We start from the raw sequence: 26,969 nt of genomic DNA, 5'->3' as shown, positions 1-26,969 counted from the left end.
GTGCTGTTCGTAATAAGGAGTATGCATGAGCGTATCGGAAACTAGACCGATTGCCATTGAGGATGAACTAAAAAGCTCATATCTCGATTATGCCATGAGTGTTATTGTATCTCGTGCATTACCAGACGTGAGAGACGGCTTAAAGCCCGTTCATCGTCGTGTGCTGTTCGCTATGCACGAGTTAGGCAATGATTATAACAAAGCTTATAAAAAATCGGCACGTGTTGTTGGTGATGTAATCGGTAAATATCACCCACATGGTGACTCCGCTGTATATGAAACCATTGTTCGTATGGCGCAAGACTTTAGCTTACGTTATCAATTGGTTGATGGTCAGGGGAACTTCGGTTCTGTCGACGGTGACAGTGCAGCAGCAATGCGTTATACCGAAGTACGTATGCGCAAATTAACCCATGAAATGCTGGCTGACCTAGAGAAAGATACAGTTGAATGGGAAGATAACTATGATGGATCTGAGCGTATCCCTCAAGTTATGCCTACCCGTATTCCCAACTTATTGATCAATGGTGTAACAGGGATTGCTGTGGGTATGGCAACCAATATGGCGCCACACAACATAACAGAAGTTATCAATGCTTGTTTGGCATATGCGAACAATCCCAATATCTCTGTTGAAGGCTTAATGGAACATGTGACTGGTCCAGACTTTCCTACGGGAGGGATTATTTATGGTAAATCAGGAATTGTAGACGCTTACCGTACAGGTAAGGGGCGTTTACATATTCGTGGTAAATATCATTTTGAAGAAGATCAGAAAACAGGTCGCACCACAATCGTATTTACTGAAATTCCTTATCAGGTCAATAAAGCAAAAACCATTGAGCGTATTGCTGAATTGGTTAAAGAGAAAAAACTTGAAGGAATTTCAGAACTCCGTGATGAATCGGATAAAGAAGGGATGCGTATCGCGATTGATTTAAAGCGTGGAGAAAATGCTGAAGTCATCGTCAATAATTTATTCCTTAATACGCAATTAGAAAACTCATTCAGCATCAACATGGTCTGCCTCGATAATGGTCAGCCTAAGTTGATGAACTTAAAGGATATTGTTGCGGCGTTTATTCGTCACCGTCAAGAAGTAGTGACCCGCCGCACCATGTTTGAATTACGCAAAGCACGTGAACGTGGTCATATCTTGGAAGGTTTGACAGTTGCTTTAGCCAATATTGATGAAATTATTGAAACCATTAAAACTTCTGCAAATCCTACAGAAGCACGTGAACGTTTACTTGCCGGTGAATGGGCAGGTGGCAATGTTGTTGCGTTGCTGGAAAAAGCGGGAGCAATTTCGGTTCGCCCCGATGAGATTGAAGGTGAAGATCCAAGTCGTCCATTTGGTTTAGAGGGTTTGGTTTACCGTTTGTCTCCAGCTCAGGTTGGTGCAATTCTAGAATTGCGCTTGCATCGTTTAACAGGTCTTGAACAAGACAAATTGCAAGCAGAATATTCTGAGATTTTGGCTCAAATTGCTGAACTTACCGCAATTTTAAATGACTTCAATTTATTGATGGGTGTGATCAAAGAAGAGTTGGCTTTGATTCTTCAACAATATGGTGATGGTCGTCGTACTGAGATTGTTGAATCCCGTATCGATTTCTCACGCGAAGATTTGATTCCTGAAGAACAAGTGGTATTGACTGTTTCTAAGTCTGGCTATGCAAAAACTCAACCTTTGTCTGACTATGCGGCGCAACGCCGTGGTGGACGTGGTAAGTCTGCTACGACGATGAAAGAAGACGATTATATTCAGCACTTAATTGTAACTTCAAACCATGCAACAGTGCTGTGCTTTACCAATGTTGGTAAAGTATATCGCTTAAAAGTATTTGAAGTACCGCAAGCGTCTCGTGGTGCAAAAGGTCGCCCAATGGTGAACTTATTGCCATTGGATGCTGATGAAACGATTACAGCTATTCTTCCAGTGATTGATGCACCGAAGAAATTTACAGAACGCTTAACTGAATTTAGAAACTTCGTGCGTACAAATGTAGCGAAGCTTCGTGAAAATACCATTATCGATTCGCACTATGAAGCTCTAAAATCTGCATTTGCTGAATTGGGTGAAAATCCAGATGATTTATCAGATGCATTACGTAAGCAACTGAAAGAAATTGGCTTGGAGTTATCTGCTTCGGATCTGGATGATGAGTTGATTGCTGAGTTCGCTGAACGTGTGGAAAGTGTGCGTAAAAACTTCTATGTATTTATGGCAACAGCATCAGGTACAGTAAAACGTGTAGAACTAGAACAGTTTAGTAATGTCCGTTCAAATGGCTTGCGTGCGATTGAGTTGAAAGAAGAAGATACACTTATTGGTGTCGCAATTACCGATGGTGAACAGCAAATTATGTTGTTCTCAAATGAAGGTAAGGCAATTCGTTTCTCGGAAACTGATGCACGTGTAATGGGACGTACTGCGAAAGGTGTTCGTGGTATGCGCGTTACCCTGGCGGCAGCTCAGGTTGAAGATGATACCGAAACTGATGTGGATTCAGATGATGAAGATTCTTCAGACTCTAATATTGTCAGTCGTATTGTTTCGCTAGTTGTTGTTCCTGAAACTGGTGAAGTACTCTGCGCATCTGAAAATGGTTATGGTAAACGTACACCAGTAGATGATTTCCCAACCAAGAAACGTGGTGGTAAGGGGGTTATTGCCATCAAGACATCTGAGCGTAATGGTGAATTGGTTGGAGCGGTTGCAATTGATGAATCTAAAGAATTAATGCTGATTTCCGATGGTGGTACTTTGGTTCGTACACGTGCCTCAGAAGTCGCAAGAACAGGGCGTAATGCACAAGGCGTACGTTTGATTCGTTTAGGTAATGAAGAAGTCTTGGTCGGTGTGGTTGCTGTTGAAGCTGTCGAAGCCGATGACGAAATTGTTGGGCAATTGGACGCGATCGAGGGTGACACCGTTTTAGAGTCGGTGGATTTAATTGACTCTGAAAAATTAGTCGATGATGAAACCATCATGGATGAGGGTGAAACTGCATCTGATGAAGGCTCTTCTGAAGAATAATTTTTTGTGTAAATAAAAGGGCGCTTAGGCGTCCTTTTTATCAGATAAAAATTAAGAAAAGTTATTGTTGAGTCCATTGAATAATGAAAAATCTATATAAACTTCTTTTGATGAGCATTGTTGTGCTGTTGGGTGCATGTGATCAAATTAAAAAACTTGGCGATGAAAAAAAGCAGGAATTTCTAGAGAAGCTTGAACAGCAAATGCAAGAAAAAACACGCGATTTAACCGAGCAAGAAGAACTGAATGCTGAGGCGCTTTATATTGCGATTCGGGACAAAGATTTTGCAACAATAGAAAAATTACTCGAACCTAAAGCTTATCAGGAGATACAGAACGATGAGACAATTCTTTTAGAGCTATCCAGTTATATTCCCTATTATGATCCTTTATTGAAAAAAGAGCGGATTTCATTTGGCAATCAGTATTATTTGGGAGAGGGTCATTTTGTTATAGCCACTTATCTCTATGATTATGGTAAATCTCAAAATCGCTATACGGTTACTTTTAGAGCAGATCAGACCCAACAGAATATTGCTGGTATCAATATACATAAGACTGTTTATTGATTCAGAATAAAATTCAAATGGTTATTTTAATTATATTTTCAATTAAATTTATAGAAATTTAACAATAAAGGTCACAGGTTTGGAAAACTTAACAATGCGTTGTGTTGAAGGAACGGTAGAGGCAACATTATATGATAAAAATACTCAACAATTACGCTTGGTAATAGATCAAATTAATTATACATTCCCATTAAAAAGTTATTTCTATTTTAAGGTAGGTGATCATGTCAGAATTATCTTTCATGGAAAATATGATGAAATAGATGCAGTGCTTAAATTAGATAATGGGTTGCTGTATTTGAATCATGCAATCTATCAGGTTAATTCTAAAAAATTATCAAATCAGGTGTATAAAATATGGTTTTCTACGTTTTGGATCATCTTAATTTTAGTTTTGGAATTGGGGATTTATCAATTGGTGATGGACAGTACAGTCTATTATTTTGATATTTTCCAATACGTTTTCGGTATGTGTTGCTTATCTATACTGCTGACTTGCTTTTATATTGTTCATCGTCTAAGTAATCCTCCATATCAATATGCAGTTCAAGTATTTAAATTGCTGCAACTACCTCATTTAGAACAACAACAACTCCAATATTTCAGGATGACAAACTCGTATTTTGAAGTTATTCCAGATCTTTATTTTATGGAATTTGTACTGAATATTTCTAAAAAGCATAATTTAATTCAATCCCAAGCATTGCTTGAAAGAATGTGCAATGAGCGAAACAGTGAAAATTTGACAGAATTTCAAGTGCTCAAGTTTAAATTACAAGCTCAAAAAGGCACGATTGGAAATATTCAATCCCAAAAAATTCCTCTGTCAGCAAAAGATACTGATCCATTGTTTGAGATTAGGGCAACATTAAATGGCTTGCCGATTTATGGTTATTTTGATGAGTTTTATGTCAAGAATGGGCAAAATGTTGATGTGGTTTTAACAGAATTTCCAGATGAAAAAGGCTATTATATTTGGTATTTATATGACCAAAAGCGGTATTTATACTTAGATGAAGATCAACCTACAATCCTCAGTCAACATCATGGATGGGCTGAATGTGTCATCATGATCATTGTGATGGCTGCAGTCTTATTTTTTATCTGGTTGTTTTTTGCTTTGATTGTTGACTTTGTATTTTTTAGCTATTTATATTTTGCAATCATGCTGTTGATCATCCTATATCAAGTGGCTTTAGTCTTTTATAAACGCAAATTTGATACTGAGGCTAAAATGGAGTTTTATATTTATAATCAGATCACAGCATTGATCAAGCCTCCTAAAAATATTTATTTATCAAACTTAATTTTATACAAAATTGATCGAGATGAAGCGTTTGAAACCAAGAGTAGAACTGGATATGACCTTACACTTAAACCATAGTCTCATGATCTATTAAAGACAAACAAATCAGTTTTGATATGGAGTGTGCCTATGCTTAAACTTATTTATTATGTTCCAGAATCGCATTTGGAGATCACCAAGCAAGCAATTTTTGATGCGGGTGCAGGAGAGATCGGAGACTATGAGCATTGCGCATGGCAAGTTTTAGGTATAGGGCAATTTAAACCAGTAAAGGGCGCAACGCCATTTATAGGTGAGTTAGATCATTTAGAGCAACTGCCTGAATGGCGTGTAGAAACCATCGTTCCAGAACTAAAAGCAAGATCTGTTGCAAAAGTTTTGAAAGCCAGCCATCCTTATGAAGAACCTGCTTTTGAATTTATCCAAATGATTGATATTGAAATATAAGTAAAATGCATCCGCTCTTTGAAAAAGCGGATAATTAGACATTTAAAATCAAACTTTTTGAATGAATAAATCACGATCGAAACGGTATTGCGGGAAAAAAACACCATCTTCAGCGCGTTCGCCCGCACTGATGACCATGATTGGAAATTCTTTATGACCTAAGTTGAGAATTTTACGGACTAAAGGCTCATCAAAGCCTTCCATCATACAACTATCAAAACCATAAGCGCGTAAAGCAAGTACCAGATTTTCACATGCCAAAGCTGTAGTTTTACTCGCCCAAAGTTGTGCATCCGCAGGGTTGAATGCTGTGACAGGAAGCTGTTTATCTAAAGTTCGTGCAACTTTAAAAGCCACTTTTTTAAAGTTACCGAGTGCGTTGAGATATCCTGTTTTATAGTTATAGGCGATAAACTTATAATATTGCTTTACTGCTCTTGGCGCTTCTGGGAACGGGAAATCGCTTAGATTTTTTTTCGCCATTTCATCAATACGGTCTATTCGAGCTACACAGACGATTAATTCAGCCGCAGTTTTAGCTGACAATTGATTCAGGCATGCTTTAACCAGCTGTTTCTTTTTTGATTCAGATTGAACCACATAGAAAGTCCAAGGCTGTAAGTTAGATGAATTTGGTGCAAGAAGTGCCAAATCTAAACATGCATCTAAAACTTCCGCGGGGATCTGCTTTTCAGTGAATTTACGAACCGAACGACGGCTTTCGATGACTTTACGAAAATTTTCAATATCGATATCTTGTGGAGCAGGTTCGTAATAACGTTTTTTTGAGGTTGATGAATCTTGAGACATAATATTTTTACTTCACGTTGAATGGCACAATTTTAGTGAATCAGAAATAAAAAAAACCACTGAATATTTGTAATGCAGTGGTTTTTGAACGAAATTAATTAGTTAAACTGTGAAAAGTTTGGCTTCCGCTTTTGCATAAATGCGGCAACAGCTTCCGCCATTTCTGGTGATTTTACACGTTGCATAAAGATGACAGCCTCATCATCTACACATTGAATAATTTCTTCAAGATTGTGTTTCATTAATGCTTTGGTTTGTTTGATTGAAGCTAATGGAAGTGCGGCAAGCGTTTGAGCTTGATGCAATGCATGACCATAAACATCGTCTTCAATACTGTTGATTAGCCCAGCATTTAAAGCTTTTTCACTGTTAAATTTTTGTGCAGTTAACAAGAGTTCAGCTGCCTTGTGGTAGCCTGCTTGCTGAATTAAAAGTTTGCTGGAAGCACCTTCAGGTGATAGCCCTAAGCTAACAAACGGAATCTGGAACAAAGCAGTATTGTCTGCATAGACCAAATCTGCATGTAAAAGAATCGTTACGCCAATCCCGATTGCAACACCGCGTACTGCACAAATTAAGGGTTTGGATAAGCGTGCAGCGGATTTAAGTAAAATAAAAGGGGGACCATCTCCTTCTTTACCTTCTAGGGGTTGTTGAATGAAAGCCATAAAGTCTTTCATGTCATTCCCAGCACTAAAGTCAGCATCGGCACCACGTAAAATGACCACACGTACATCGCTGTCTTGATCTGCATCATCGAGTGCTTTGGCAATCCAAAGATAGAGTTCTCCATACAGGGCATTTTTAGCTTCTGGTCGATTAATAGCTAAAGTCAGTACACCATTTTCTAAATTTGCGTTTAAATGTTGATGCGGTTGTTGAATACAACTGAGTGTCATCGTACTATCCTTGCTTTAAAATTTAATTGGATTTTATGCCCTCATTATGTCGCATATTTGAATTTATGTTGCAACTGATGAGTTCATAAAAAATTTGCTTTATGACTTATAAATTTGATTATCTGGTTTATATTGGACGTTTCCAGCCTTTTCATTTAGCGCACATGCAAACTATTAAAATTGCATTACAACAAAGTCACTTCGTGATTTTGGCGTTGGGATCGGCACAAAATGAGCGGAACACCAAAAATCCTTTTCTGGCTTCAGAGAGGGAACAGATGATTTTGTCAAATTTCTCGGCTGTAGATCAAAAGCGAATTAAATTTGTTCATGTGATTGATGTTTATAATGATACCAAGTGGGTTGAGTTGGTTAAGACATTGGTCAATGGCGTGGTCTTAGACCATGATAAAATTGGTCTGATCGGGCATTTTAAAGATGATTCTTCTTACTATTTAAAGCTCTTTCCAGAATGGGAAATGGTCGAGTTGGACAGCTTGGTGGGTTCTATTTCCGCAACGCCGCTACGTGAGGCGTATTACCGTGGTGAAATTTATCAAGCTGAATTTCCACTAGGTACGGCAGAGTTTTTAGAAAAATTTCAAAAAACCGAAATTTACCAACAATTAAAATACAAATACCAAACCGAAGACAAATCAAATCTTTAATCTATTTTGCTGCGGGTGCAATAGACTATAAAGCAGGATAAAAATCGCAAAATAGGATTTGGAAAGGTATATGAATTTTAAATCAGCAGCAATAAAGAGTATTGCTTTGTGTAGTTGTTCGATATTTGCACTATCCACATCTGCAACAACTTGGTCTTTGGGTGCAAATAGTCAGGTCGGTTTTCATATTGACTCATTGGGTGTCAATATTGTTAAAGGACAATTTCAAAAGTTTCAGTCGCAATTGGATTTTGATGTTGACCGCCCACAAGTTGCATCGACCCAATTTGTGATGGATGTTAATAGCCTAAGCATTAGTAAATCTTCTTTAAAAAATATGATGATGGGGCAAGATTTATTCTATGCAGAAAAATATCCCACCGCGAGTTTCAAAAGTACTTCTTTTAAACCCTTAGCCAATCATCAGTATTTAATTTTAGGTCAGTTAACACTGCGGAATGTAACCAAACCGGTGACATTTAATGCGACGATTAAGTCTCATTCCAATGATTCAAGATTATTGGACTTTAACGCTTCAACAGTCATCAAGCGAAGTGATTTTGGTATGAAAAAGGCGCTTGGTGGGATAGGAGAGAAAGTCAATATTCAGGTTTCAGGACAATGGAAGGCAAAATAAAAATGTAAAGCTGGACGCTGAACTCATTGAGTATCTGTACGGGATAATAAATATCAAATATATATTGATCATGCTAAAAGCCTGAAATATTTGAGGTGATGTCTTTTGTATTTAAGTGTTTTTGTCGCAACAATAACTAGATCAGCATTTGCTAAACGACGCAGTATAAGATTTTGATTCACAAATATTTTAAATATTGAGATGAATTTTCTGTCCACAATAATATTTAGGATCAATATTCAAAAAAGTAAAGAATTTAATGTTAGAGAGGATAGAATTAAGGATAAAAGTTATTATTATTTTTATCGTAATCTATCTTGATGATTTCCAAATTAAAATAAATATTAAACCAAAATAGATTGTGTATGGGAAATCAATGTAGACGTTAACTGATCCAATTGTGCGGATTGCTGTTTCCAATGATGCCAATAGAGATGTAAATCTGTTCTGGCTTTAGGCAAAATTTCTACCAATTTCCCCGCTGATAATTCTTTGTGTATCTGCATTTCAGGTACCATACCATAACCGAGATCTAGCAAAATGGCATCAACAAATGAATTGGTTGAGGGAATAAAATGGCAAGGATAACTGTTGGGCATTAAGCCAAAAAGCTGTTGTAACACCTCACCATGGACATGATCTTTATCATTAAAAATAACAGCTGGCGTATGTCTGAGCACTTCTCGATGTAAACCTTGACTAAGATACTTTTGTACAAAAGAGGGTGTGGCTACCATTTGGTAATTCATTTTGCCTAAATGAATAGCTTCACAACCTTTCATCGCTTGCGCTTCTGTAGAGATACAGGCATTGACCAATCCCGCTTCAAGTAAATGATGTGTTTGGGTTTGGTCATCAATTTTAAAATCAATCACAATTTTTTCTTTGATTAAGGTGTGTTGAATGAGGGGAAGAAGCCAAGTGGTGAGTGAATCGGCATTCGAGGCAATATTTAATTTAAAAAATTGTGATTGTGCAGATTGCCCTTGTAAACGCTGGATTAGATTCTGTTCCATCAGGCGGTGATGTTGCAGAAAGAGTAAAACATCTTGTCCTGCTTGTGTAACCTTACAGGGTCTTTCTCGAATAATCAGCATTTGTCCAAGTTGCTTTTCCAAGGTTTGTACACGAAGTGTGACAGCTGAAGCTGTAATATTAAGACGTATTGCAGCTTGTTCAAAACTACCTGTCTCTGCAACAGCCAGAAAAGCTTCACTGTGTTTACTTTGTAGCATGATAATCCTGTAAATACGTAGCTGTCGTCTTGCTTTGCTGAATCGGATTTAAATTATACCGATAAAGTTAAAATAAGAAAAATTTAGTTAAATTGAAATTTATTTAGAAATACTCATTTTAATGCTGAAGTTTGGATAATAGCACCATTCATTAAATACGTTAAAAGTGTAGTTCGAGATGTTGCAAAGTTATATGCAGGGGTTGGCAGTTGGGTTGAGTTTGATTATTGCAATTGGCGCACAAAATGCATTTGTACTTAAACAAGGTTTAAAAAAACAGTATGTATTTTGGATTTGCGTGGTTTGCGCTGCATCTGATTCAATTTTAATTTTATTGGGCGTGCTGGGTTTTGCAAAAATTATCCAAACCCATCCTGAATTTGTCGATTGGGCAAAGTATTTTGGTGCGACATTTTTATTGGTCTATGGTGCACAGCATTTCATTCAGGCTTTCAAAGCATCTAGCGGTCTTACTCCAAGTGAAAACAATGAGTCTCAGCTGTTTAAAATGATCATGATTTGTCTTGCCTTAACTTGGCTTAACCCGCATGTGTATTTAGATACTGTGGTGTTGATTGGTTCGATCTCGACCAAGTTTGAATCGAGTGCAGTTTATTTTGCGGGAGGTGCTGTGACAGCATCATGGTTGTTCTTTTTTTGCTTGGGTTTTGGCGCACGTTTTTTATTGCCAATTTTTCAAAATCAACGATCATGGCAAATTTTAGATTTTATGATTGGACTGGTGATGTGGGCAATTGCATTATCGTTAGTGCTTTGATCCATATGTTTCAATTGTTAAAAAATATTTGATTGAAAATACTAATGATTGTTGAGTATTTAAAATATCCATGCTTGAGAATATTTTAAATCCCCCTACAAGCCTAAAAATATTTCAACTTTAGCGCGAGTAGGGGGATAACCATCATTAAGTTTTTTGCAAGGTTTTTAAATCTTCTAAAACTTGTTCAGCGTGTCCCGCAGCTTTTACTTTGCGATATTCCTTGACCAACTTGCCTTGATGATAGATAAATGTTGAGCGTTCTATTCCCATCACTATTTTACCATACATATTTTTTTCTTTGATCACGTCAAAGTGTTTGCATAACGTTTCATCTTTGTCACTGATCAGATTAATGGTTAATGATTGTTTTTCAGTAAAGTTTTGATGTGCTTTGACTGAATCACGAGAAACACCAATAATCGTTGTGTTCAATGCATCAAATTGATCTTTGATGCATGAAAAACCAACCGCTTGAGTTGTACAACCCGGTGTAGAGTCCTTCGGATAAAAATATAGAACCAACCAATCTGTACTGAGTTCAGAAAGGTTAATTTCACCAGTTGTTGTTGGAAACTTTTGATTTGGAAGTTTGATTTGTTCAGTCATAGGTTATCCTTCAAGATGATTTTGTTTAAGTTGTAGTGTTAAAAAGGCATAATTTTCATGATAGAGAATACCACCTTTATCAAGCAAAAGTGGTGCTTTAAAAATAGGACCATCAATAAGGGTCGTATGAAATTCACCCGCTTCACCACAAGGATCAATTCCACGTGCAATCAATTCTTTTATAAACTCAACGGTTAGTGTTTTACCCAGATCTTCAACTCGCATACCTAGATTTAAGTTGATCGTGACAATTATGCTGACAAAACCTAATTCAATAAATTCGCAAACAATGTCAAGCCGTGGTTTCTGCCATAAAGGCATGACCAAATTTAATTGGCTTTGATCACACATGGATTGATTCCATTGTGCATGTTGAATCAGATCAATATCTCCAGTTACAAGCGTTTCAGCACCTAATCGTTTGGCTTGCTTTAGCAGGCTTAAAAACTGTTGTTCGTAGTCATTCCAAGTTGCTGATGCTTTTAATATCGGTAAACCAATCAACTCAGCCTGTGCATCTATAATATCAAGTGGCATTGCGTGAGAACGAGATTTAAGTCCTTGTTCTTCAAGCATGACAATCAGAACAATAGCTTCTCCAGTTTGCAATGCGTGATATAAGGCGAGACTACTATCTTTACCACCACTATAGGATGCAACAAACTTTTGCTGTTGTATTACAGTTCTGTTCCATGAATTATGCATCGTATTTATACCATTTACATATAAAAAGAGCCTGCATAGGCAGGCTCTTGGACACAACAAGAATTATTTCTTCGCTTGTGCAGCTTTCATTGCTTCTTCAGTTAAGGTTTTTAATTTACCTGTTAACTGAGGACCAAAACAAGTTTGAAGGTCTTGGTTATTTTTTTGAACGAAAGCTAAAGTTGCTGGGCTTTTCTTTTGGTTAATGGCACTTTGAATTTGCCATTTTTGATCATTGGTCAATTTACCGTCAGATTCAACAGCACATGTACAGTATTTGCTCACTTCAGCGGCAGTAAGCTTTCCACCTTTCGCAGTTTCTGTTTTACATACACCAATCAGTGCAGATTTAACATTGGCACTTTTATAGGCTTGTTGAATTGCATTTGACTCAGCAGCGAAAGCCGTCGATCCCATTAAAGCCGAAGCTGAAAATAAAGCAGAAAGAATAAGACTTGATTTTAAATTTTTCATAAACAGTACCTTGTTATTGCGGTATATAACGTGTTGGGTCTGCAACACCTGCATCTTTGAAGCCTTCTTTACGAAGTCGGCAGCTATCACATTTGCCACAAGCACGTCCTTGGTCATCTGCTTGGTAGCATGAAACCGTTTGACTATAGTCTACGCCATGTTCGATCCCTAAGCGTATTATATTCGCTTTGGATAAATGTAACAGAGGTGTTTCAAATTTAAGAGGTTTTCCTTCAACACCTACTTTAGTTGCCAAACGTGCCATATTCGCAAATGCTTCAATAAATTCAGGGCGACAGTCAGGATATCCTGAATAATCAACAGCATTGATACCGATCACAATGGCTTGGGCATCAAAAACTTCCGCTGCTGCGAGTGCATAAGACAAGAAAATAGTGTTACGTGCTGGAACATAAGTTACAGGAATACCATCAGTTTCATGATCAGGCACATCAATGTTATGGTCTGTAAGTGCAGAACCACCTAAGTTGCCCAAATCAATATTGATCACACGATGTTCGACACCTGCACGTTGCGCTAAAGCACGTGCAGCATCAAGTTCGGTAGTTGAGCGTTGACCATACATAAAACTTAATGCAATACAGTCATAATTGGCTTGAGCCCAAGCTAAGCAAGTTGTTGAGTCTAAGCCGCCAGATAGCAAAACTATGGCACGAGGGCGCATATCCAATTCTCCAAATATTAATAAATAACGGTAGATTAACGACCAGTTTCATCATTCCAAAGCAATTTATGTAACTGCAATTGGAAACGAACAGGGAGATGGTCTTCTAAAATCCATTGGGCTAAATCACGAGCCAGTTGTGGTAAACGTGTAGCACCTTTTTCGACTGCGAAAGCAGGTGAAAACCAAACAGTACTGACTTTCTTGTTTAAAGCATACAGTTCTACTTGCTGTTTTGACCATTCATAGTCTTCACGATTACAAATCACAAATTTGATTTGGTCGTGTGGGGTTAAATGCTCAAAGTTACTGATTAAATTTCGAGTTACTTCACCTGAAGTTGGTGTTTTTAAATCTAAAACTTTTGAAACACGAGGGTCAACTTTGGAAACATCCAGTGCACCACTGGTTTCTAAAGAAACTTCACAGCCCAAATCAGCAAGACGTTGCATTAATGGCAGTGCATTGGGTTGAGCAAGTGGCTCTCCACCCGTAACACAAATATAGGGAGTTTTATAATCTAAAGCAGTTTGAATAATTTGATCAAGTGATTGACGTTCGCCACCTTCAAAAGAATAAGTGGTATCACAATAGGTGCAACGTAGTGGGCAACCTGTTAATCGAATAAAAACAGTAGGTAAACCTAAAGTATTAGCTTCACCTTGTAATGAATAGAAAATCTCCGTGATACGCAACCCCGCAGATGGATCAGAAACAGGAATAGTTGAAGAACGAAGAGAACTCATGAGATTTACCACAGATTACAAAATGAAAAATCTCTACGATCATTGTTGACCGTAGAGATGGGAGTATTAATGACTCCGCTTGATAACTTCAAATCTATAGTAAATTTAAAGTCAACCAAGAATGAATAAAGCTTAGTCTTCGCGAAGTAATTCGTTCAAGCTAGTTTTTGCACGAGTTTTCGCATCTACTTTCTTGACAATAATTGCTGCATATAAGCTATATGTACCACATTTAGATGGTAGGCTGCCTGAAACAACAACAGAACCTGCTGGTACACGTCCATAATGGATTTCACCAGTTTCACGATCATAAATCTTGGTTGATTGACCGATGAAAACGCCCATTGAAATCACAGAACCTTCTTCAACAATCACACCTTCAACAATTTCAGAACGTGCACCGATAAAGCAATTGTCTTCAATGATTGTTGGGTTCGCTTGAAGTGGCTCAAGTACACCACCAATACCTACACCGCCTGAAAGATGAACATTTTTACCAATTTGAGCACATGAACCTACAGTCGCCCAAGTGTCAACCATCGTACCTTCATCTACATAAGCACCAATGTTGACATATGATGGCATCAATACAACATTTTTAGCTTGGAATGAACCTTTACGTGCTACAGCAGGAGGTACAACACGCACACCAGAAGCTTTAAATTGCTCTTCTGTCCAACCTTTAAACTTAGTCTCTACTTTGTCATAGAAACGAAGGTCACAAGACTCAATCGGCTTGTTATCATTTAATTTAAAAGATAATAAAACAGCTTTTTTCAACCATTGGTGAACCACCCATTCACCGTCAATTTTTTCAGCTACGCGAAGTGTGCCGTTATCCAAACCAGCAATAGCTTCTTCAACAGCTTGACGTACTTCAGCAGGGCAATCGACTGCTGTAAAGTTGGCACGGTTTTCAAACGCTTGTTCAATGATCGTTGAAAGCTGAGACATAATCATCCTTCCCAAAAAAATTTTAAAGATTCTACACCAAATTAGCCTGGGATTAGAGATAAAATCGGCTCTAATCGAAAAAACTCATCCCATAATTTAAAATAATATAACTGGAATCGGTGATTATTAAGATTTCATTAATTTTTTATCTTTTTAAAACAACAATTAATATTCATTTGTATCAAAAAATAACAAAAAGCAATCAATTTCTCTATTAATTGTGTAGATCGAATCACATATTATCATTTCGAACCAAACACATTAATGATTAAAGAACAAACTCTATTTTTTTGAGGAGACATAAATGAAAGTGTTAAAACTATTAGCGGTAACAGCTGCATTATCTGCTTCTGGTCTAGCAATGGCTGATGGGTCAGTTGTTGATCAAGGTTATGCTTTTGAAGCTAATCAATTAATCCCGACAGGTGCTCGTCTTGAAGTAGGTACAACTGGTTACGGCGGTGCTTTACTTTGGACTGCTAACCCATATGTTGGTTTAGCATTGGGTTATAATGGTGGTGATATTTCCTGGTCTGATGACTTGAAAATCAATGGCTCTAAGTATGACTTAGATATGGACAACAAATTAGCATATTTAAATGCTGAAATTCGTCCTTGGGGTGCAAGCCAGAATGTTTGGGCACAAGGTCTTTATGTAGCTGCTGGTGTTGGCTATGTAGATAATGAATATGGATTGGAACGCCGTATTTCTCAAGGGCGTAACTTTACTGTGAATAATACTGATTTTAATGCAGAATCAGATGTTCAGATTAAAGGTAAGCAAAAATACGATAACCAATTTGCACCGTATGTAGGTTTTGGTTTTGCTCCTAAAATCAACAAAAACTTTGGTGTGTTTGGTGAAGTAGGTGCATACTACACTGGTAACCCTAACGTTTCACTTCAGCAAATAGCTGGTAATGATCAAGTAAATGGTAGTGGCGATCGTTTAAGTGATGCTATCCGTGGGGAAGCATATAAAATTTCAAATGATGACAAATACAAATGGCTTCCAGTAGGTAAAGTCGGTGTGAGCTATCACTGGTAATCCATTGCGAATTTGTATATAAAAAACGAGCTTCGGCTCGTTTTTTATTGATTGAGGCGATCAAAATAATTTAAACAGTCGAAGTAATTTAAATATCAAAATGATCTAAAAGCGGTACCCCATTCGAATTCCGTGTGCAAATGCAACGTTTCGACCGACTTCGGCTAAAGTTGAATTTTGAGTAATTGGATTGTTTGCATCCAGATCTGCAACTTTTGCTTTCTCAAATCGAAAATACTTTATGCCATAGGAAATAAAACTGTTTTTATTAAAGTTGTACATACCGCCTAAGCCTAATGCATAAAAGCCATCGGAGGGATTGAGCGTTCCGGCGGGATTATCATTGCCCGAATCCCAAGACAAATCAGCTGTGGTCAACCATTGATCTGAAAACATATGGGCAATACCGAGTTTTGCAGACCATTGATTTTTTTTATAATCAATCAAATTGAACGGTTTGATGAATTCAGGATATTGTTGTACTGCATAATCAACCACAGCAGAAAATTGTCTGGGTTGAATTTCAAAGTCTTTCCAATTGACCCAACGAAGCTGACTATAAAGAATATTGTTTGCTGTTAATCCAGACTGAATTTCTAGATTTACGGATTGTGGTGTGGAAATTTGAGTTTTTTCAAAAGGCACTACAGCTAAACTTTGACCTGAGATGTATTCTGCAACTGTTGCTTGATGATTGATTTTAGATCGATAAGTCAATGAGCTTTTTAAGGCATATTCTGGAATTTGATAGCTTAAACCTGCTAACCATCCATGATTTGCACTTTGCTTAAATTTTGCCTGATAACCACTCATTGCTGAATAGTTTGCACCAAAAATATTTAATTCACCTTCAAATTGTTGGTAAACCGCTCCAGTGTAGATGTTCCAGTGTGAAGTAGGTTGATAACCCAAGAGCATGGTCAGATTTTGACTGTCAAAATTAAACTGTCCGGACTCTAGAACTGCTTTCCCATGATTACTCTGCGGACGGTATTGATAGGCAATGTCAACGCCATAAGGTTGGTCGTAGATAAAACCCAATGACCACTGTGCTGCGATTTGTAACTTTGCTGCTGCATTGACAAAATGATAAGTATTAATCAAATTGCCTGTAGAAAAATCATGAATGCCTTGTTGTTTCAATTCCTCTCGTTGAGGTAATTGTCCAGATACATTGGCATAAAGTTCAGCATAAGACAGTTCTAGATAATGTTTAGGCTCAAGAAAAGTACGGATGGATTGATCAGATTTCTCCATAGCTGCGGCATGACTAAATAGAGGAAGCACGCCTCCAATAGCTAAACTCCAGATCCGATGATTCATCCTTGTCCCCAAAATGACAATATTAAAGTATGATTTAGGTTAAATTTTATACTAAAAAACTGTGCTTTTGAAAAATATTAAATAAATCAATAATTTTAGTTTTTCTTAAAAGTTTTTACTGTGTATTTGAATGGTTGAATTAAAATAATGACAGAGAACACTTTTGTACCCTGTCTTATCTTTTGATTGATGCAAACTTAATCTTCAGGATAGGCAATTTTCTTTAATGCTTTAATATCAGCTTCTGGCGAACAGAGTGAAATAAACTCATAACCATAACCCCGCAGTAAATGGCCTTTACGTACCGCAATCCAAGTGGTGTTTAAGCCAAAAATGTCCGTATCAATCTGTTTTAACCGATGATCGCGTTCTGTATCGTATGCCACATCATTGACAATACCGACCCCCATTCCAAGCTCAACATAGGTTTTGATTACATCGGCATCGAGTGCTGACATGACGATATCGACATCAATATTGGCATCTTCAAAGGCTTTATCGATTTTAGAACGACCCGTGAAACCACCGTGATAGGTGATAATAGGGTATTCAGCCAATTTTTCTAAAGTGATGTCTTTGGGATTGAGTTTGGTTAGAGGGTGGTCTTGTGGAGTAATAATGCTGTGTTTCCAATTATAGAATGATACGCTTCCCAAATTATCTTCTGTTGTGAGTGATTCAGTTGCAATACCAATATCTGCAAGACCCAGAAGTAGCATTTCAGAAATTTCAACAGGGCTGGCTTGTTGCAAAATCAAATGTACTTTAGGAAAAGCTTTTTTAAACAAATTCACGATTGGAGGCAACACATAACGAGCTTGGGTGTGTGTTGTTGCAATGGTTAATGTGCCCTCATCGACTTTATTGAAGTCATCAGCAAGACGTTTAATGTTGTCAGCATCAATCAACATACGTTCAACAATACTGAGCAAGGCTTGCCCGGGTTCGGTTAAGCCCAATAAACGTTTGCCTTTACGAACAAACAATTGTACACCCAATTCATCTTCTAAATCTTTGATGTGTTTACTGACACCTGATTGAGATGTGTAAAGTGCTGCTGAAGCTTCAGTTAAATTGTAGTTTTGACGAACCGTTTCTCGGATAATTCGTAATTGTTGAAAGTTCATGATGTTCTATACCTCAGATGTGGATGAGTAGGGTGAATACTCATCCTGTCGACGATTACGCGACTTGATTTTCAAATAGGTGAAGTGTAGAAGCACTTACCCAAACTGTTTGATTTGGTCTGTATTGATGTAATTTTGCTTCTTCTGGATTTAAAGCAATTTCAATCAGTTGTCCCTGACGATCCTGTAATTCCGCCATGACTTTACCTGCAATCCATAATTCACGTAAGAAGGTTGCTTGAATTGCATTTTCAGTTGGCTGTGCGTGAATTCTCAATTCGTTTGGTCGAGCAAAAGCAATCACTTTACCATCAGCAGTCTTCTGTGCTGAAGGCAGTTGGATTCGATCATCACCGATTTGAATGATACCTTGATGATTTTCACCTTCAAAACGATTTGCCTGACCTAAAAAGTCAAACACAAATGGGGTTGCAGGCTTTTCATAGACCTCACGCGGTGAGCCAATCTGTTCGATATCACCTTTATTCATCACCACGATTTGATCCGCCACTTCCAATGCTTCTTCTTGGTCATGGGTAACAAAAATTGAGGTGATATGCAATTCATCATGCAAGGTTCTGAGCCAACGACGCAATTCTTTACGAACCTTGGCATCGAGTGCACCGAAGGGTTCATCGAGTAATAATACGCGAGGTTCAACGGCTAAAGCACGTGCCAAAGCAATACGTTGGCGTTGCCCCCCAGACAGTTGCGCAGGATAGCGGTCTGCCAAGAAACCTAACTGAACCAAATCCAGCAAACGTGTGACACGTTTTTTAATTTCGTTTTCATTTGGACGCGTAGATTTAGGGCGAACGCGTAAACCAAAGGCGATATTGTCATATACCGTCATATGGCGAAATAAAGCGTAGTGCTGAAATACAAAGCCCACTTGACGTTCACGTACATGAATATTGGTTGCGTCCGTACCTTCAAGAATCACTTGACCGCGATCTGCTGATTCTAGACCGGCGATAATACGAAGCAGTGTGGTTTTACCGCAGCCTGAAGGTCCAAGTAAGGCCACCAGTTGACCTTCTGGAAAATCCAGTGAGATGTTTTTAAGTGCATGGAATGCACCAAAGTTTTTTTCAATATTTTTAACTTGAATACTCATGTGCAATTCCTTAAGAAACAGTAGATTCTTTACTTTCACGATCTTGTTTTTCTTGGCGATATTCAACCCATGTTTTTAAAATTAAGGTAATAATTGCCAAAAATGCCAACAAGGTCGAAACCGCAAAAGCAGCACTAATCGAATTTGGTTCGTTATATAAAATTTCAATATGTAGAGGCAATGTATTGGTTTCGCCACGAATATGACCTGACACAACCGAAACTGCACCGAACTCGCCCATGGCACGGGCATTACACAAAATCACACCGTAGATCAGACCCCATTTAATATTGGGAATGGTAATTTTCCAAAAAGTCTGCCAACCAGAAGCGCCCAATACAATTGCCGCCTCTTCTTCCTCTGTCCCTTGTGCTTCCATTAACGGAATCAACTCACGTGCAACAAAAGGAACTGTAATAAATACGGTGGCAATGATGATTGCAGGTGTGGCGTACAGGATTTTAATATCATGTTCAATTAGCCATGCCCCCATCCAGCCTTGCGAACCAAAGATCAGAACCAGCATCAAACCTGCAATGACAGGTGATACAGAAAATGGCGTATCGATAATCGTGGTGAGTATAGACTTTCCACGGAAATTAAACTTTGCTACACACCATGCTGCCGTGACACCAAAAATAACATTCAGTGGAACGGCAATTGCCGCTGTCAGCAAAGTGAGTTTCACGGCAGACAATGTATAGGGATCGATCAATGAGGCGAAATAAACCTGAACGCCTTGTTTAAACGCCTCAACAAAAATCAGCACTAATGGAAGAACTAAACAGCCCAGAAAGAAAATCAATCCAATGATGAGTAAAGTATAACGTACCCATGTAGGTTCACGGGTTGCATCACGAGATTGCAGCTTTTCAGCCAAAGCATTGCTGTTGGTGTTTAAGCTCATCGTGCAGTTCTCCCTGTACGGCGACTTGCCCATGCCTGAACCAAATTAATCAGGAACAAAATAAAGAATGAAATAATGAGCATTACAACTGCAATGGTCGTTGCCCCTGCATAGTCATATTCTTCTAAGCGGGTAATGATCATTAAAGGTGCGATTTCAGTTTCGTAAGGTATGTTCCCTGCGATAAAAATAACGGAACCATATTCACCCACACCACGTGCAAATGCTAAGGCAAAACCAGTTAACAATGCGGGGAACAGAATCGGTAAAATGATTTTAGTCACGATCTGAAAACGATTTGCCCCAAGTGCTGAAGCGGCTTCTTCCAGTTCTGTTTCAAGATCACTCAACACAGGTTGTACTGTACGCACAACGAAAGGAATACCGATAAAAATCAGGGCTAAAGTAATACCCAAAGATGTATAGGCGATTTTAATCCCTAATGGTTCAAGCAATTGCCCAATCCAACCTGTCGAAGCATATAAAGAGGTCAGGGCAATACCTGCAACGGCTGTAGGTAAAGCAAAAGGTAAGTCGACAAGCGCATCGACTATACGTTTGCCAGGAAACGAATAACGGACTAAGCACCAAGCCAATAAAAAACCAAAAATCACATTGATCAAGGCTGCAATGAGGGCGGTGGTAAAACTGAGCTGTAATGATTTTAAAATACGTTCAGAGCTCAAGATTTCCCATAAACCATCCCAACCTACGCCTAATGATTTTATGAATACGGCAGAAAGTGGTATCAGTACGATTAAAGATAGATACGCTAGGGTGAAGCCTAGTGAAAGACCAAAACCTGGCAGCACTCGGGATCGCTGCGACATGATGACTCCTCAAAAGAGAGAAAGCTTATTGAAATCAATAAGCAAATTTAAATGATTTTTGCAAGCTTAAAAGGCAATGGTTAAATTGCAAATTTAAAAAACAACTTGGTATCATCAGTATTACTCATAAAGATTTTTTGTTGCTCTATGATTAAGTGGTCATAAATTTCTGGAAAATGTCCAAAACCTGAAGCAACATTGATATGACCCACTTGACCTAAATTTCTGGGTTTGATTTTCCAAGCGCGTGCCAATTTTTGTGCATCTTCAAAGTCTAACCAAGGATCATTTTCAGAAATAATCATTTCAGTCGGAACAGCAATATTTAATGTTTGAAAGTAATTTTCATAATCACCCATACTGTTTCGAGCAAAACCAGCTTCACCAAAACGTGCAGGATTTGCTGGAGCAACTAAAATCATTTTTCTTACTTTAGCAGTAATTTCGGGATGTTGTGCCAAAGCCGCAACACTCGTCAAGCATCCGAAGCTATGTGCGACAATTTGAACAGGCTGAGGCGTATTCAATACAGTTCTGACAAATTCATTTACCCAGTCTTTCAATATGGGCAAATTCCAATCCTGTTGCTGCACACGAGAGCATGACATGAGTTCACGTTGTAATTTGGACTGCCAGTGATCGTAATCGCTTCCACCAACGCCGGGAACAATAATGGTGTGAATCATGTCGGTGCTCCTGTTTTAGCTTAAGTTGATTGAGAACAGTTATTTACTGCTCGCATTGGCTTTGACAATTTGATCAAAGACACCATTGTTGTCAAAGTGTTGTTTTTGAACTTTAGTCCAACCACCAAACTCTTTATCAATGGTTACCAATTTCAGTGGTTTGAATGTGCTGGCATATTTTTGTAATGTTGCCGCATTACGTGGGCGATAGAAGTTTTTAGCCGCAATTTCCTGACCGGCAGGTGAATACAAATAATTCAAATAGGCTTTTGCTAAATTTAAATTACCGTCTTTTTCAGCATTCTTTTCTACAATTGCCACTGGTGGCTCTGCCAAAATTGACAATGACGGGGTAATGATCTCAAACTTGCCTGGTTGCTCACGGGTAGACAGATAAGCTTCATTTTCCCAAGCCAGTAACACATCACCAATGCCACGTTCAGCAAATGTCGTAGTTGCACCACGTGCACCAGAGTCGAGGACTTTCGTTTGTTTATAGATTTGACGGACAAAATCTTGCGCTTTAGCATCTGAACCATATTTATGCTTTGCCCAAGCCCAAGCTGCCAAATAGTTCCAACGTGCACCACCCGAGGTTTTTGGATTTGGTGTAACAATTTCCACACCCGGTTTTACCAAATCGCCCCAATCTTTAATACCTTTTGGATTGCCTTTGCGGACAAGGAATACGATGGTAGACGTGTAAGGTGTTGAGTTCTGCGGAAACTTCTTTTGCCAGTCTTTAGGCAATAAATTAGTACTTTGTGCAATTGCATCGATATCTGCTGCCAGTGCAAGTGTGACAACATCAGCCTGTAAACCGTCAATGACTGCACGAGCTTGTTTACCTGAACCGCCATGAGATTGCTTGAACTGAATGTCTTGACCTGTTTTAGACTTCCAAAATGCTGAAAATTGTTTGTTGAAGTTATCGTACAATTCTCGGGTCGGATCATAAGATACGTTTAAAAAGTCTTTTGCTGCTACGCTCAAAGAAGTGGTTGAAATCAGTGCTGCTGCTACAGCAAATTTAAGTTTAGAGAACTGCATTTTTTGCCCCATTTATTTCTGAAGTTCGGTAAGATGGAGTAAGCATAATGCGAGTCTTTATTCATAAAAAATAATAAAAAACGAATTTTATATGAATAAAAGAGAAATAGAAGTTATGCATGTTTCAAAATGTAATTGAGTAAAGCCACGGGAAAAATGCGTAATGATCTGTTTTAAAAATGCTCAAAAAATTGATTCTATTCCACTTTTGGATCGAGCATTTCATTATGGTGATGGTTGCTTTACCACAGCCAGATTTCATCAAGGGAATTTTGAACTAGAGTCTTTACATCGTGCACGATTAAAATTGGCGACAGAACGGCTTTATCTAAATTTTGATTTTGAGCTGTTAGATCAAAGTTTGGCATTATTAAAACAACAATTCAGTCGGTTAAATGGAACGCTCAAGCTTGTTTTGAGTCGTGGTGAGGGTGACCGTGGTTATGCCATGCCTGATCATCCTGCAGATTTCTATCTGATGTTTTATCCAAAAGAGACCAGCCAATTTCAACCTGAATTTATCCAAAGTGGTGTTTTAAATCAGGCGATCGGTTTATTAATGCCAAATTTAGTGGGTTTGAAAACATTGAATCGTTTAGAACAGGTGATGCTAAAAAAAGAAGCACAACAACATGGCTGGATAGAAGCATTGGTGACAGATGTACAGGGTTCTATTGTCGAAGGGATCAGCAGTAATTGCTTTTTTCAAATAAACAATACATGGATTACTCCTGAACTTCGCTATAATGGCGTACATGGGGTGATGCGTGCTGAAATATTGTCACGAATGCAACATTATGGTGTTTCCTGTGAACAACGTTTTATTGATATGGATCAAATTAAGCATATTCAGAGTTTATTTTTCTGTAATGCATTAAGTCCAATGAAAGCGGCGACAACATTGGATCATCTGAATTTGGACACTCAACCTTGTGTTGATTTATTTAACACTTTAAATTTAAGTCAGTTTAATTCTCATGCCTAAAGCGAAATCCAAGCCCAAATCTAAAAAGAAGACTCAAGCCAAAGCCAGTACTCACATCTATAAAGGCATTGCTATTTTTGTGATGGTTTTCCTGATCATTATTGCGATTGTTTTAAAAATGAGTCTTTTTAAAAGCTACCCAGTTTCTGGTGCGAAACAGAAGCTTTCCATTACCAATGGGGAAACCTATACGGGTTTCATTGATGATTTGGCCAAAGAAGATAAAGTCAGTTTTCCAATTATTCTAAAGTTGTATCGTAAGATTTTCATTCACGACACTATGAAAGCTGGCGTCTATGAAGTCAGTAAAGGCATGAGTGTACGCCAAGTTTTAGAAATGGTGTCCAATATTGAAAATGCTCAAATGAGCCGACTTTTAGTAATCGAAGGTACAACGACTAAGCAATTGATCCAATCTTTAAATAAAGATCCACTGATTGAAAAATCAGTCATTCAGCTTCCTCGTGCTGAAATGCTAAAAGTATTGGGTATTCCTTATGCACATCCTGAAGGATTGTTTGCACCAGATACATATTTCTTTGATAAAGGGGCAACAGACAAACAGATTTTGACAGATTTGTATCAACGTCAAATGAAAATTTTAGATGATGCCTGGGAAAAGCGCGCACCTAATTTACCTTATAAAACAAAATATGAAGCCTTGATTATGGCGTCGATCATAGAGAAAGAAACCAGTGTCGACAGTGAGTTAAGACAGGTTTCAGGAGTATTTTGTCGCCGTTTAAAATTAGGCATGCGTCTACAAACGGATCCAACTGTGATTTACGGCATGGGTGATAAATATACGGGTAAGATTTCAAAACAAGATTTGCGTACACCAACCGCATATAATACCTATACGATAAATGGTTTACCGCCTACACCGATTGCTTTGCCAAGTAAAAAAGCGATAGAAGCGACGATGCATCCTGACGATTCTGAAAATATCTATTTTGTTGCAACTGGAAATGGCGGGCATAAATTTAGCTCGAATTTAAATGATCACAATCGTGCGGTACAACAATATATTGAAGTTATGCGCTCTAAAGTTAAGGAATGAGTATGTTTATAAGTTTTGAAGGAACTGAAGGGGTCGGAAAAACCACACTCATCCAAAAAATGTTTGAACATTTTCAAAAGCAGGATCAACAAGTTGTTCTCACGCGTGAACCTGGTGGTACACCTTTAGCTGAACAAATACGTTCATTACTGTTGTCTGTGAATCATGAAGAGCAGATGAGTCATGATACCGAGTTATTGCTGATGTATGCAGCACGCGCACAACATTTGGCAGGTGTGATTTTACCTGCCTTAGATGCCGGTAAGATTGTGCTTTGTGATCGTTTTGTGGATTCAAGTTTTGCTTATCAGTGTGCCGGTCGTGGTCTAAGCCGTGAAAAACTACAAATATTAAATACTAACTTTGTCTCCAGAATGCCGGATATTACCTTTTGGTTGGATGCACCGATTGAACTTGGGATGGATCGAGCACGGGCACGTGGTGCTTTAGACCGTTTTGAACAAGAAAAAGTGGTATTTTTTGAGTCTGTACGTAGTGGTTTTTCTGAAATTCATTTGCGTGATGCGCAAAGAATGAAACGTTTAGATGCTACTCAAACAGCAGAACAAGTCTTTGCAGAGGCCTTGCGCTATCTAAAAGAACTGTAATAGATTGATTTATTCTGATGTTTTCAGTCTTAAAAGCCTTTATATTGTTTTAGGTCAAGGATATAAAGACGTGAATGATGAAAAGCACTAAAACTGAAATCGTTAATTTTTTACAGCAATTTTTTTCACCAAGCTTGGAACGTTGTGAAATTGAAGAAGTGACTGAAAAAGGCGCTTCTCTGGTTTGGCATGTCAGTGATCAGGATATTCGGCCAGGTGGAACTGTGTCTGGACCGACCATGATGGCACTGGCAGATTTTGCCTTATATGTTGCGATTTTGGGAGAAATCGGTTTAGTCGGTTTGACGGTGACCACAAACATGAACATCAATTTTTTGCGTAAGCCTACTGGTGGTGTAGATATTCGCGGGGTCTGTAAATTGATGAAGGTGGGTAAAGCTTTAGTCGTCGGTGAAGTATGGATTTACTCGTTGGGTTCAGATGATCCTGTTGCACATGTCACAGGAACCTATTCAATTCCTCCACAAAAATAAGCAGCGTGTATAAAAAGCACAAATACTTCATTAAATTAGATGAAATATATCATTTAACCTAGCTGTACTTTACTGTTGAATGCTATATTGAGTTATCTAGGGGATAATGCTAATTTATTCATAATAAATAGATTATTTTTAAAAATTAAATCATTTTATAAAATGGAATAGAGAATATGTCATCAGATCATGAAGTCGTTCGTTTGTTTAAGGAAAATGTTTTTCCCTTATCAAATAAATTGACAGAGATGTTAAATGAACACTATTCACATCAGACTGAACGCCGAGGTTGTGGATATACACAAGCGACTCGAGTATTGGCTGAGTATATCAACTTTCCTCGTGACAGTGTTGAAGCAACAGATTTGAAAATATTTCAAGACTATGATTTTAAAAAGTTAAAGAAAATTATTGATCAGAAAAAAATCTATGGTTTTGAGATTGAGGATTGGCATAATCTGGATCAAAACCGCTCAATTGAAAACTTTTTGGCCGAATCGCATCAACAAAAAAATGATGATTTTAGAGTCCTCGTTGAGCAAGAGGTCGCTACCCAAGCAAGTTTAAGAAAATTATCACAGCAGGCTGAACTTGAGGAAAGTCGAGTCATTTGCTGTATGTTGGAAGATGTGATTTTACCTAAAACAGCAAATGAAACAGGCTATGTTGAAATCGAGACATTAGCCGGGAAACCTAAAGTAGGTTCTTGCCCAATGGCTGAAAATTTTTTCCTAAAAATTGCGCACCGTTCAATGCTGAGACAAGGTTCAATCAATATTTTTGTCGATGAACAAAACCGCCCGTTATTGATTGAAAAAATGAATATGGGAGATGATCATTCCTGTATCAACTTACAACCCTTGATCATGAATGGTATTCGCATTCCCGTTGGTTCTTTATTTTCGGTAGAATATGATATTGAACAAATTGACAATAAAGTGCCTAATCAAGAATTCAAAGGTTATATCATTCCATATAAAGAAATTCAGGGTTTCTGGTTTTTACGATTGACTACTTTAGCCATCTCACCTGAGAATCGCAAAAGAGCCTTTACTACCCATTTTGAACAACAAGTGAACAATGGATTGTTTAGTCCTGGTACAACCTTAATTAAACAACTAAATGACGTTGCACTGTCACAATTGAGAATCGCCAGTCTCGGATAACTT

At 38.1% G+C, this 26,969-nt stretch carries 29 protein-coding genes; 13 read left to right on the top strand and 16 right to left on the bottom strand.

The genetic code is table 11. The features are described from left to right. The first annotated feature begins 25 nt into the window (after positions 1-25). The 4 genes from gyrA (at position 26) to OSH00_RS16225 (ending at position 5,365) form a co-directional block, all read left to right on the top strand. Entirely contained in the window at positions 26-3,043 is a 3,018-nt protein-coding gene (gene gyrA / locus OSH00_RS16240; protein WP_266131305.1) for a DNA gyrase subunit A, read from the top strand. A gap of 83 nt (positions 3,044-3,126) precedes the next feature. Next, a complete protein-coding gene (locus OSH00_RS16235) occupies positions 3,127-3,612 on the top strand; it encodes a hypothetical protein (protein ID WP_266131304.1) in 486 nt (161 codons plus the stop codon). A 79-nt stretch (positions 3,613-3,691) separates the two neighbouring features. Further along, entirely contained in the window at positions 3,692-4,996 is a 1,305-nt protein-coding gene (locus OSH00_RS16230) for a KOW domain-containing RNA-binding protein (RefSeq protein ID WP_266131303.1), read from the top strand. A 51-nt stretch (positions 4,997-5,047) separates the two neighbouring features. Beyond that, on the top strand, positions 5,048-5,365 hold the full coding sequence (locus OSH00_RS16225) for a YqfO family protein (RefSeq protein WP_266131302.1): 318 nt from the start codon (positions 5,048-5,050) through the stop codon (positions 5,363-5,365). A 48-nt stretch (positions 5,366-5,413) separates the two neighbouring features. On the opposite strand, the gene OSH00_RS16220 is transcribed toward OSH00_RS16225, so the two are convergent. Then, positions 5,414-6,175, bottom strand: coding sequence for a nitroreductase family protein (locus OSH00_RS16220; RefSeq protein ID WP_266131301.1), 762 nt, complete (start codon positions 6,173-6,175; stop codon positions 5,414-5,416). A 98-nt stretch (positions 6,176-6,273) separates the two neighbouring features. After that, the gene (locus OSH00_RS16215; protein ID WP_266131300.1) at positions 6,274-7,074 is read right to left on the bottom strand and encodes an enoyl-CoA hydratase; all 801 of its coding nucleotides are present in this window, start codon (positions 7,072-7,074) and stop codon (positions 6,274-6,276) included. A gap of 101 nt (positions 7,075-7,175) precedes the next feature. Between OSH00_RS16215 and OSH00_RS16210 the strand changes: the two genes are divergently transcribed. Together OSH00_RS16210 and OSH00_RS16205 are read left to right on the top strand one after the other, a co-directional pair. After that, a complete protein-coding gene (locus OSH00_RS16210) occupies positions 7,176-7,742 on the top strand; it encodes a nicotinate-nicotinamide nucleotide adenylyltransferase (protein WP_420909537.1) in 567 nt (188 codons plus the stop codon). A gap of 70 nt (positions 7,743-7,812) precedes the next feature. Further along, positions 7,813-8,379 (top strand): YceI family protein, encoded by a 567-nt coding sequence (locus tag OSH00_RS16205; RefSeq protein ID WP_266131299.1) that lies wholly within the window; start codon positions 7,813-7,815, stop codon positions 8,377-8,379. Positions 8,380-8,723: 344 nt separating this feature from the next. Here OSH00_RS16205 and OSH00_RS16200 read toward each other — a convergent pair whose 3' ends face one another. After that, the gene (locus OSH00_RS16200) at positions 8,724-9,614 is read right to left on the bottom strand and encodes a LysR family transcriptional regulator ArgP (protein WP_266131298.1); all 891 of its coding nucleotides are present in this window, start codon (positions 9,612-9,614) and stop codon (positions 8,724-8,726) included. Positions 9,615-9,792: 178 nt separating this feature from the next. On the opposite strand from OSH00_RS16200, the gene OSH00_RS16195 reads away from it, so the two are divergent. Beyond that, the gene (locus OSH00_RS16195; RefSeq protein WP_266131297.1) at positions 9,793-10,392 is read left to right on the top strand and encodes a LysE/ArgO family amino acid transporter; all 600 of its coding nucleotides are present in this window, start codon (positions 9,793-9,795) and stop codon (positions 10,390-10,392) included. Between the two features lie 147 nt (positions 10,393-10,539). On the opposite strand, the gene OSH00_RS16190 is transcribed toward OSH00_RS16195, so the two are convergent. From OSH00_RS16190 to dapD, 6 genes are all read right to left on the bottom strand, one after another. Beyond that, complete coding sequence (locus OSH00_RS16190; RefSeq protein ID WP_266131296.1) at positions 10,540-11,001, bottom strand: peroxiredoxin; 462 nt, start codon at positions 10,999-11,001, stop codon at positions 10,540-10,542. Positions 11,002-11,004: 3 nt separating this feature from the next. Continuing rightward, positions 11,005-11,706, bottom strand: a complete 702-nt coding sequence (locus tag OSH00_RS16185; protein ID WP_266131295.1) for a Dph6-related ATP pyrophosphatase — start codon at positions 11,704-11,706, stop codon at positions 11,005-11,007. A 63-nt stretch (positions 11,707-11,769) separates the two neighbouring features. Further along, positions 11,770-12,180 (bottom strand): hypothetical protein, encoded by a 411-nt coding sequence (locus OSH00_RS16180; RefSeq protein WP_004829333.1) that lies wholly within the window; start codon positions 12,178-12,180, stop codon positions 11,770-11,772. Between the two features lie 13 nt (positions 12,181-12,193). After that, a complete protein-coding gene (gene queC, locus OSH00_RS16175) occupies positions 12,194-12,865 on the bottom strand; it encodes a 7-cyano-7-deazaguanine synthase QueC (protein WP_266131294.1) in 672 nt (223 codons plus the stop codon). Between the two features lie 35 nt (positions 12,866-12,900). Next, positions 12,901-13,611: a 7-carboxy-7-deazaguanine synthase QueE gene (gene queE / locus OSH00_RS16170; RefSeq protein ID WP_266131293.1), complete on the bottom strand. Its 711-nt coding sequence runs from the start codon at positions 13,609-13,611 to the stop codon at positions 12,901-12,903. A 132-nt stretch (positions 13,612-13,743) separates the two neighbouring features. Next, positions 13,744-14,565, bottom strand: a complete 822-nt coding sequence (gene dapD, locus OSH00_RS16165) for a 2,3,4,5-tetrahydropyridine-2,6-dicarboxylate N-succinyltransferase (protein WP_266131292.1) — start codon at positions 14,563-14,565, stop codon at positions 13,744-13,746. Between the two features lie 304 nt (positions 14,566-14,869). Between dapD and carO the strand changes: the two genes are divergently transcribed. Further along, positions 14,870-15,613, top strand: coding sequence for an ornithine uptake porin CarO (carO, locus tag OSH00_RS16160; protein WP_266131291.1), 744 nt, complete (start codon positions 14,870-14,872; stop codon positions 15,611-15,613). A gap of 105 nt (positions 15,614-15,718) precedes the next feature. On the opposite strand, the gene OSH00_RS16155 is transcribed toward carO, so the two are convergent. The 7 genes from OSH00_RS16155 to OSH00_RS16125 form a co-directional block, all read right to left on the bottom strand. Further along, positions 15,719-16,936, bottom strand: coding sequence for an outer membrane protein transport protein (locus tag OSH00_RS16155; RefSeq protein ID WP_266131290.1), 1,218 nt, complete (start codon positions 16,934-16,936; stop codon positions 15,719-15,721). A gap of 197 nt (positions 16,937-17,133) precedes the next feature. After that, a complete protein-coding gene (locus OSH00_RS16150) occupies positions 17,134-18,063 on the bottom strand; it encodes a CysB family HTH-type transcriptional regulator (RefSeq protein ID WP_266131289.1) in 930 nt (309 codons plus the stop codon). A 55-nt stretch (positions 18,064-18,118) separates the two neighbouring features. After that, positions 18,119-19,180: a sulfate/molybdate ABC transporter ATP-binding protein gene (locus OSH00_RS16145; RefSeq protein ID WP_196075890.1), complete on the bottom strand. Its 1,062-nt coding sequence runs from the start codon at positions 19,178-19,180 to the stop codon at positions 18,119-18,121. A 10-nt stretch (positions 19,181-19,190) separates the two neighbouring features. Next, on the bottom strand, positions 19,191-20,087 hold the full coding sequence (cysW, locus tag OSH00_RS16140) for a sulfate ABC transporter permease subunit CysW (RefSeq protein WP_266131288.1): 897 nt from the start codon (positions 20,085-20,087) through the stop codon (positions 19,191-19,193). Next, entirely contained in the window at positions 20,084-20,917 is an 834-nt protein-coding gene (cysT, locus tag OSH00_RS16135) for a sulfate ABC transporter permease subunit CysT (protein WP_004829315.1), read from the bottom strand. Before cysT ends, cysW begins: the two co-directional genes overlap by 4 nt. A gap of 80 nt (positions 20,918-20,997) precedes the next feature. Then, positions 20,998-21,603, bottom strand: coding sequence for an RBBP9/YdeN family alpha/beta hydrolase (locus tag OSH00_RS16130; protein ID WP_266131287.1), 606 nt, complete (start codon positions 21,601-21,603; stop codon positions 20,998-21,000). A 39-nt stretch (positions 21,604-21,642) separates the two neighbouring features. Continuing rightward, positions 21,643-22,653, bottom strand: coding sequence for a sulfate ABC transporter substrate-binding protein (locus OSH00_RS16125; RefSeq protein ID WP_266131286.1), 1,011 nt, complete (start codon positions 22,651-22,653; stop codon positions 21,643-21,645). A gap of 163 nt (positions 22,654-22,816) precedes the next feature. Here OSH00_RS16125 and pabC point away from each other — a divergent pair, with 163 nt between their 5' ends. From pabC to OSH00_RS16100, 5 genes are all read left to right on the top strand, one after another. After that, a complete protein-coding gene (gene pabC / locus OSH00_RS16120) occupies positions 22,817-23,638 on the top strand; it encodes an aminodeoxychorismate lyase (RefSeq protein WP_266131285.1) in 822 nt (273 codons plus the stop codon). Next, positions 23,631-24,698, top strand: coding sequence for an endolytic transglycosylase MltG (mltG, locus tag OSH00_RS16115; protein WP_266131284.1), 1,068 nt, complete (start codon positions 23,631-23,633; stop codon positions 24,696-24,698). The genes pabC and mltG overlap by 8 nt, the downstream gene beginning before the upstream one ends. Positions 24,699-24,700: 2 nt before the next feature. Then, entirely contained in the window at positions 24,701-25,306 is a 606-nt protein-coding gene (tmk, locus tag OSH00_RS16110; protein WP_266131283.1) for a dTMP kinase, read from the top strand. A gap of 77 nt (positions 25,307-25,383) precedes the next feature. Continuing rightward, on the top strand, positions 25,384-25,800 hold the full coding sequence (locus OSH00_RS16105) for a PaaI family thioesterase (protein ID WP_266131282.1): 417 nt from the start codon (positions 25,384-25,386) through the stop codon (positions 25,798-25,800). 176 nt (positions 25,801-25,976) lie between these two features. Further along, positions 25,977-26,966: a hypothetical protein gene (locus OSH00_RS16100; RefSeq protein ID WP_266131281.1), complete on the top strand. Its 990-nt coding sequence runs from the start codon at positions 25,977-25,979 to the stop codon at positions 26,964-26,966. Positions 26,967-26,969 lie beyond the last annotated feature (3 nt).

Origin of the sequence: Acinetobacter nematophilus (assembly GCF_026344175.1) — a bacterium.
Classification (GTDB): domain Bacteria; phylum Pseudomonadota; class Gammaproteobacteria; order Pseudomonadales; family Moraxellaceae; genus Acinetobacter; species Acinetobacter nematophilus.
Note: the sequence above shows the minus strand (reverse complement) of the source record. Positions and strands in the feature narration are given on the sequence as shown.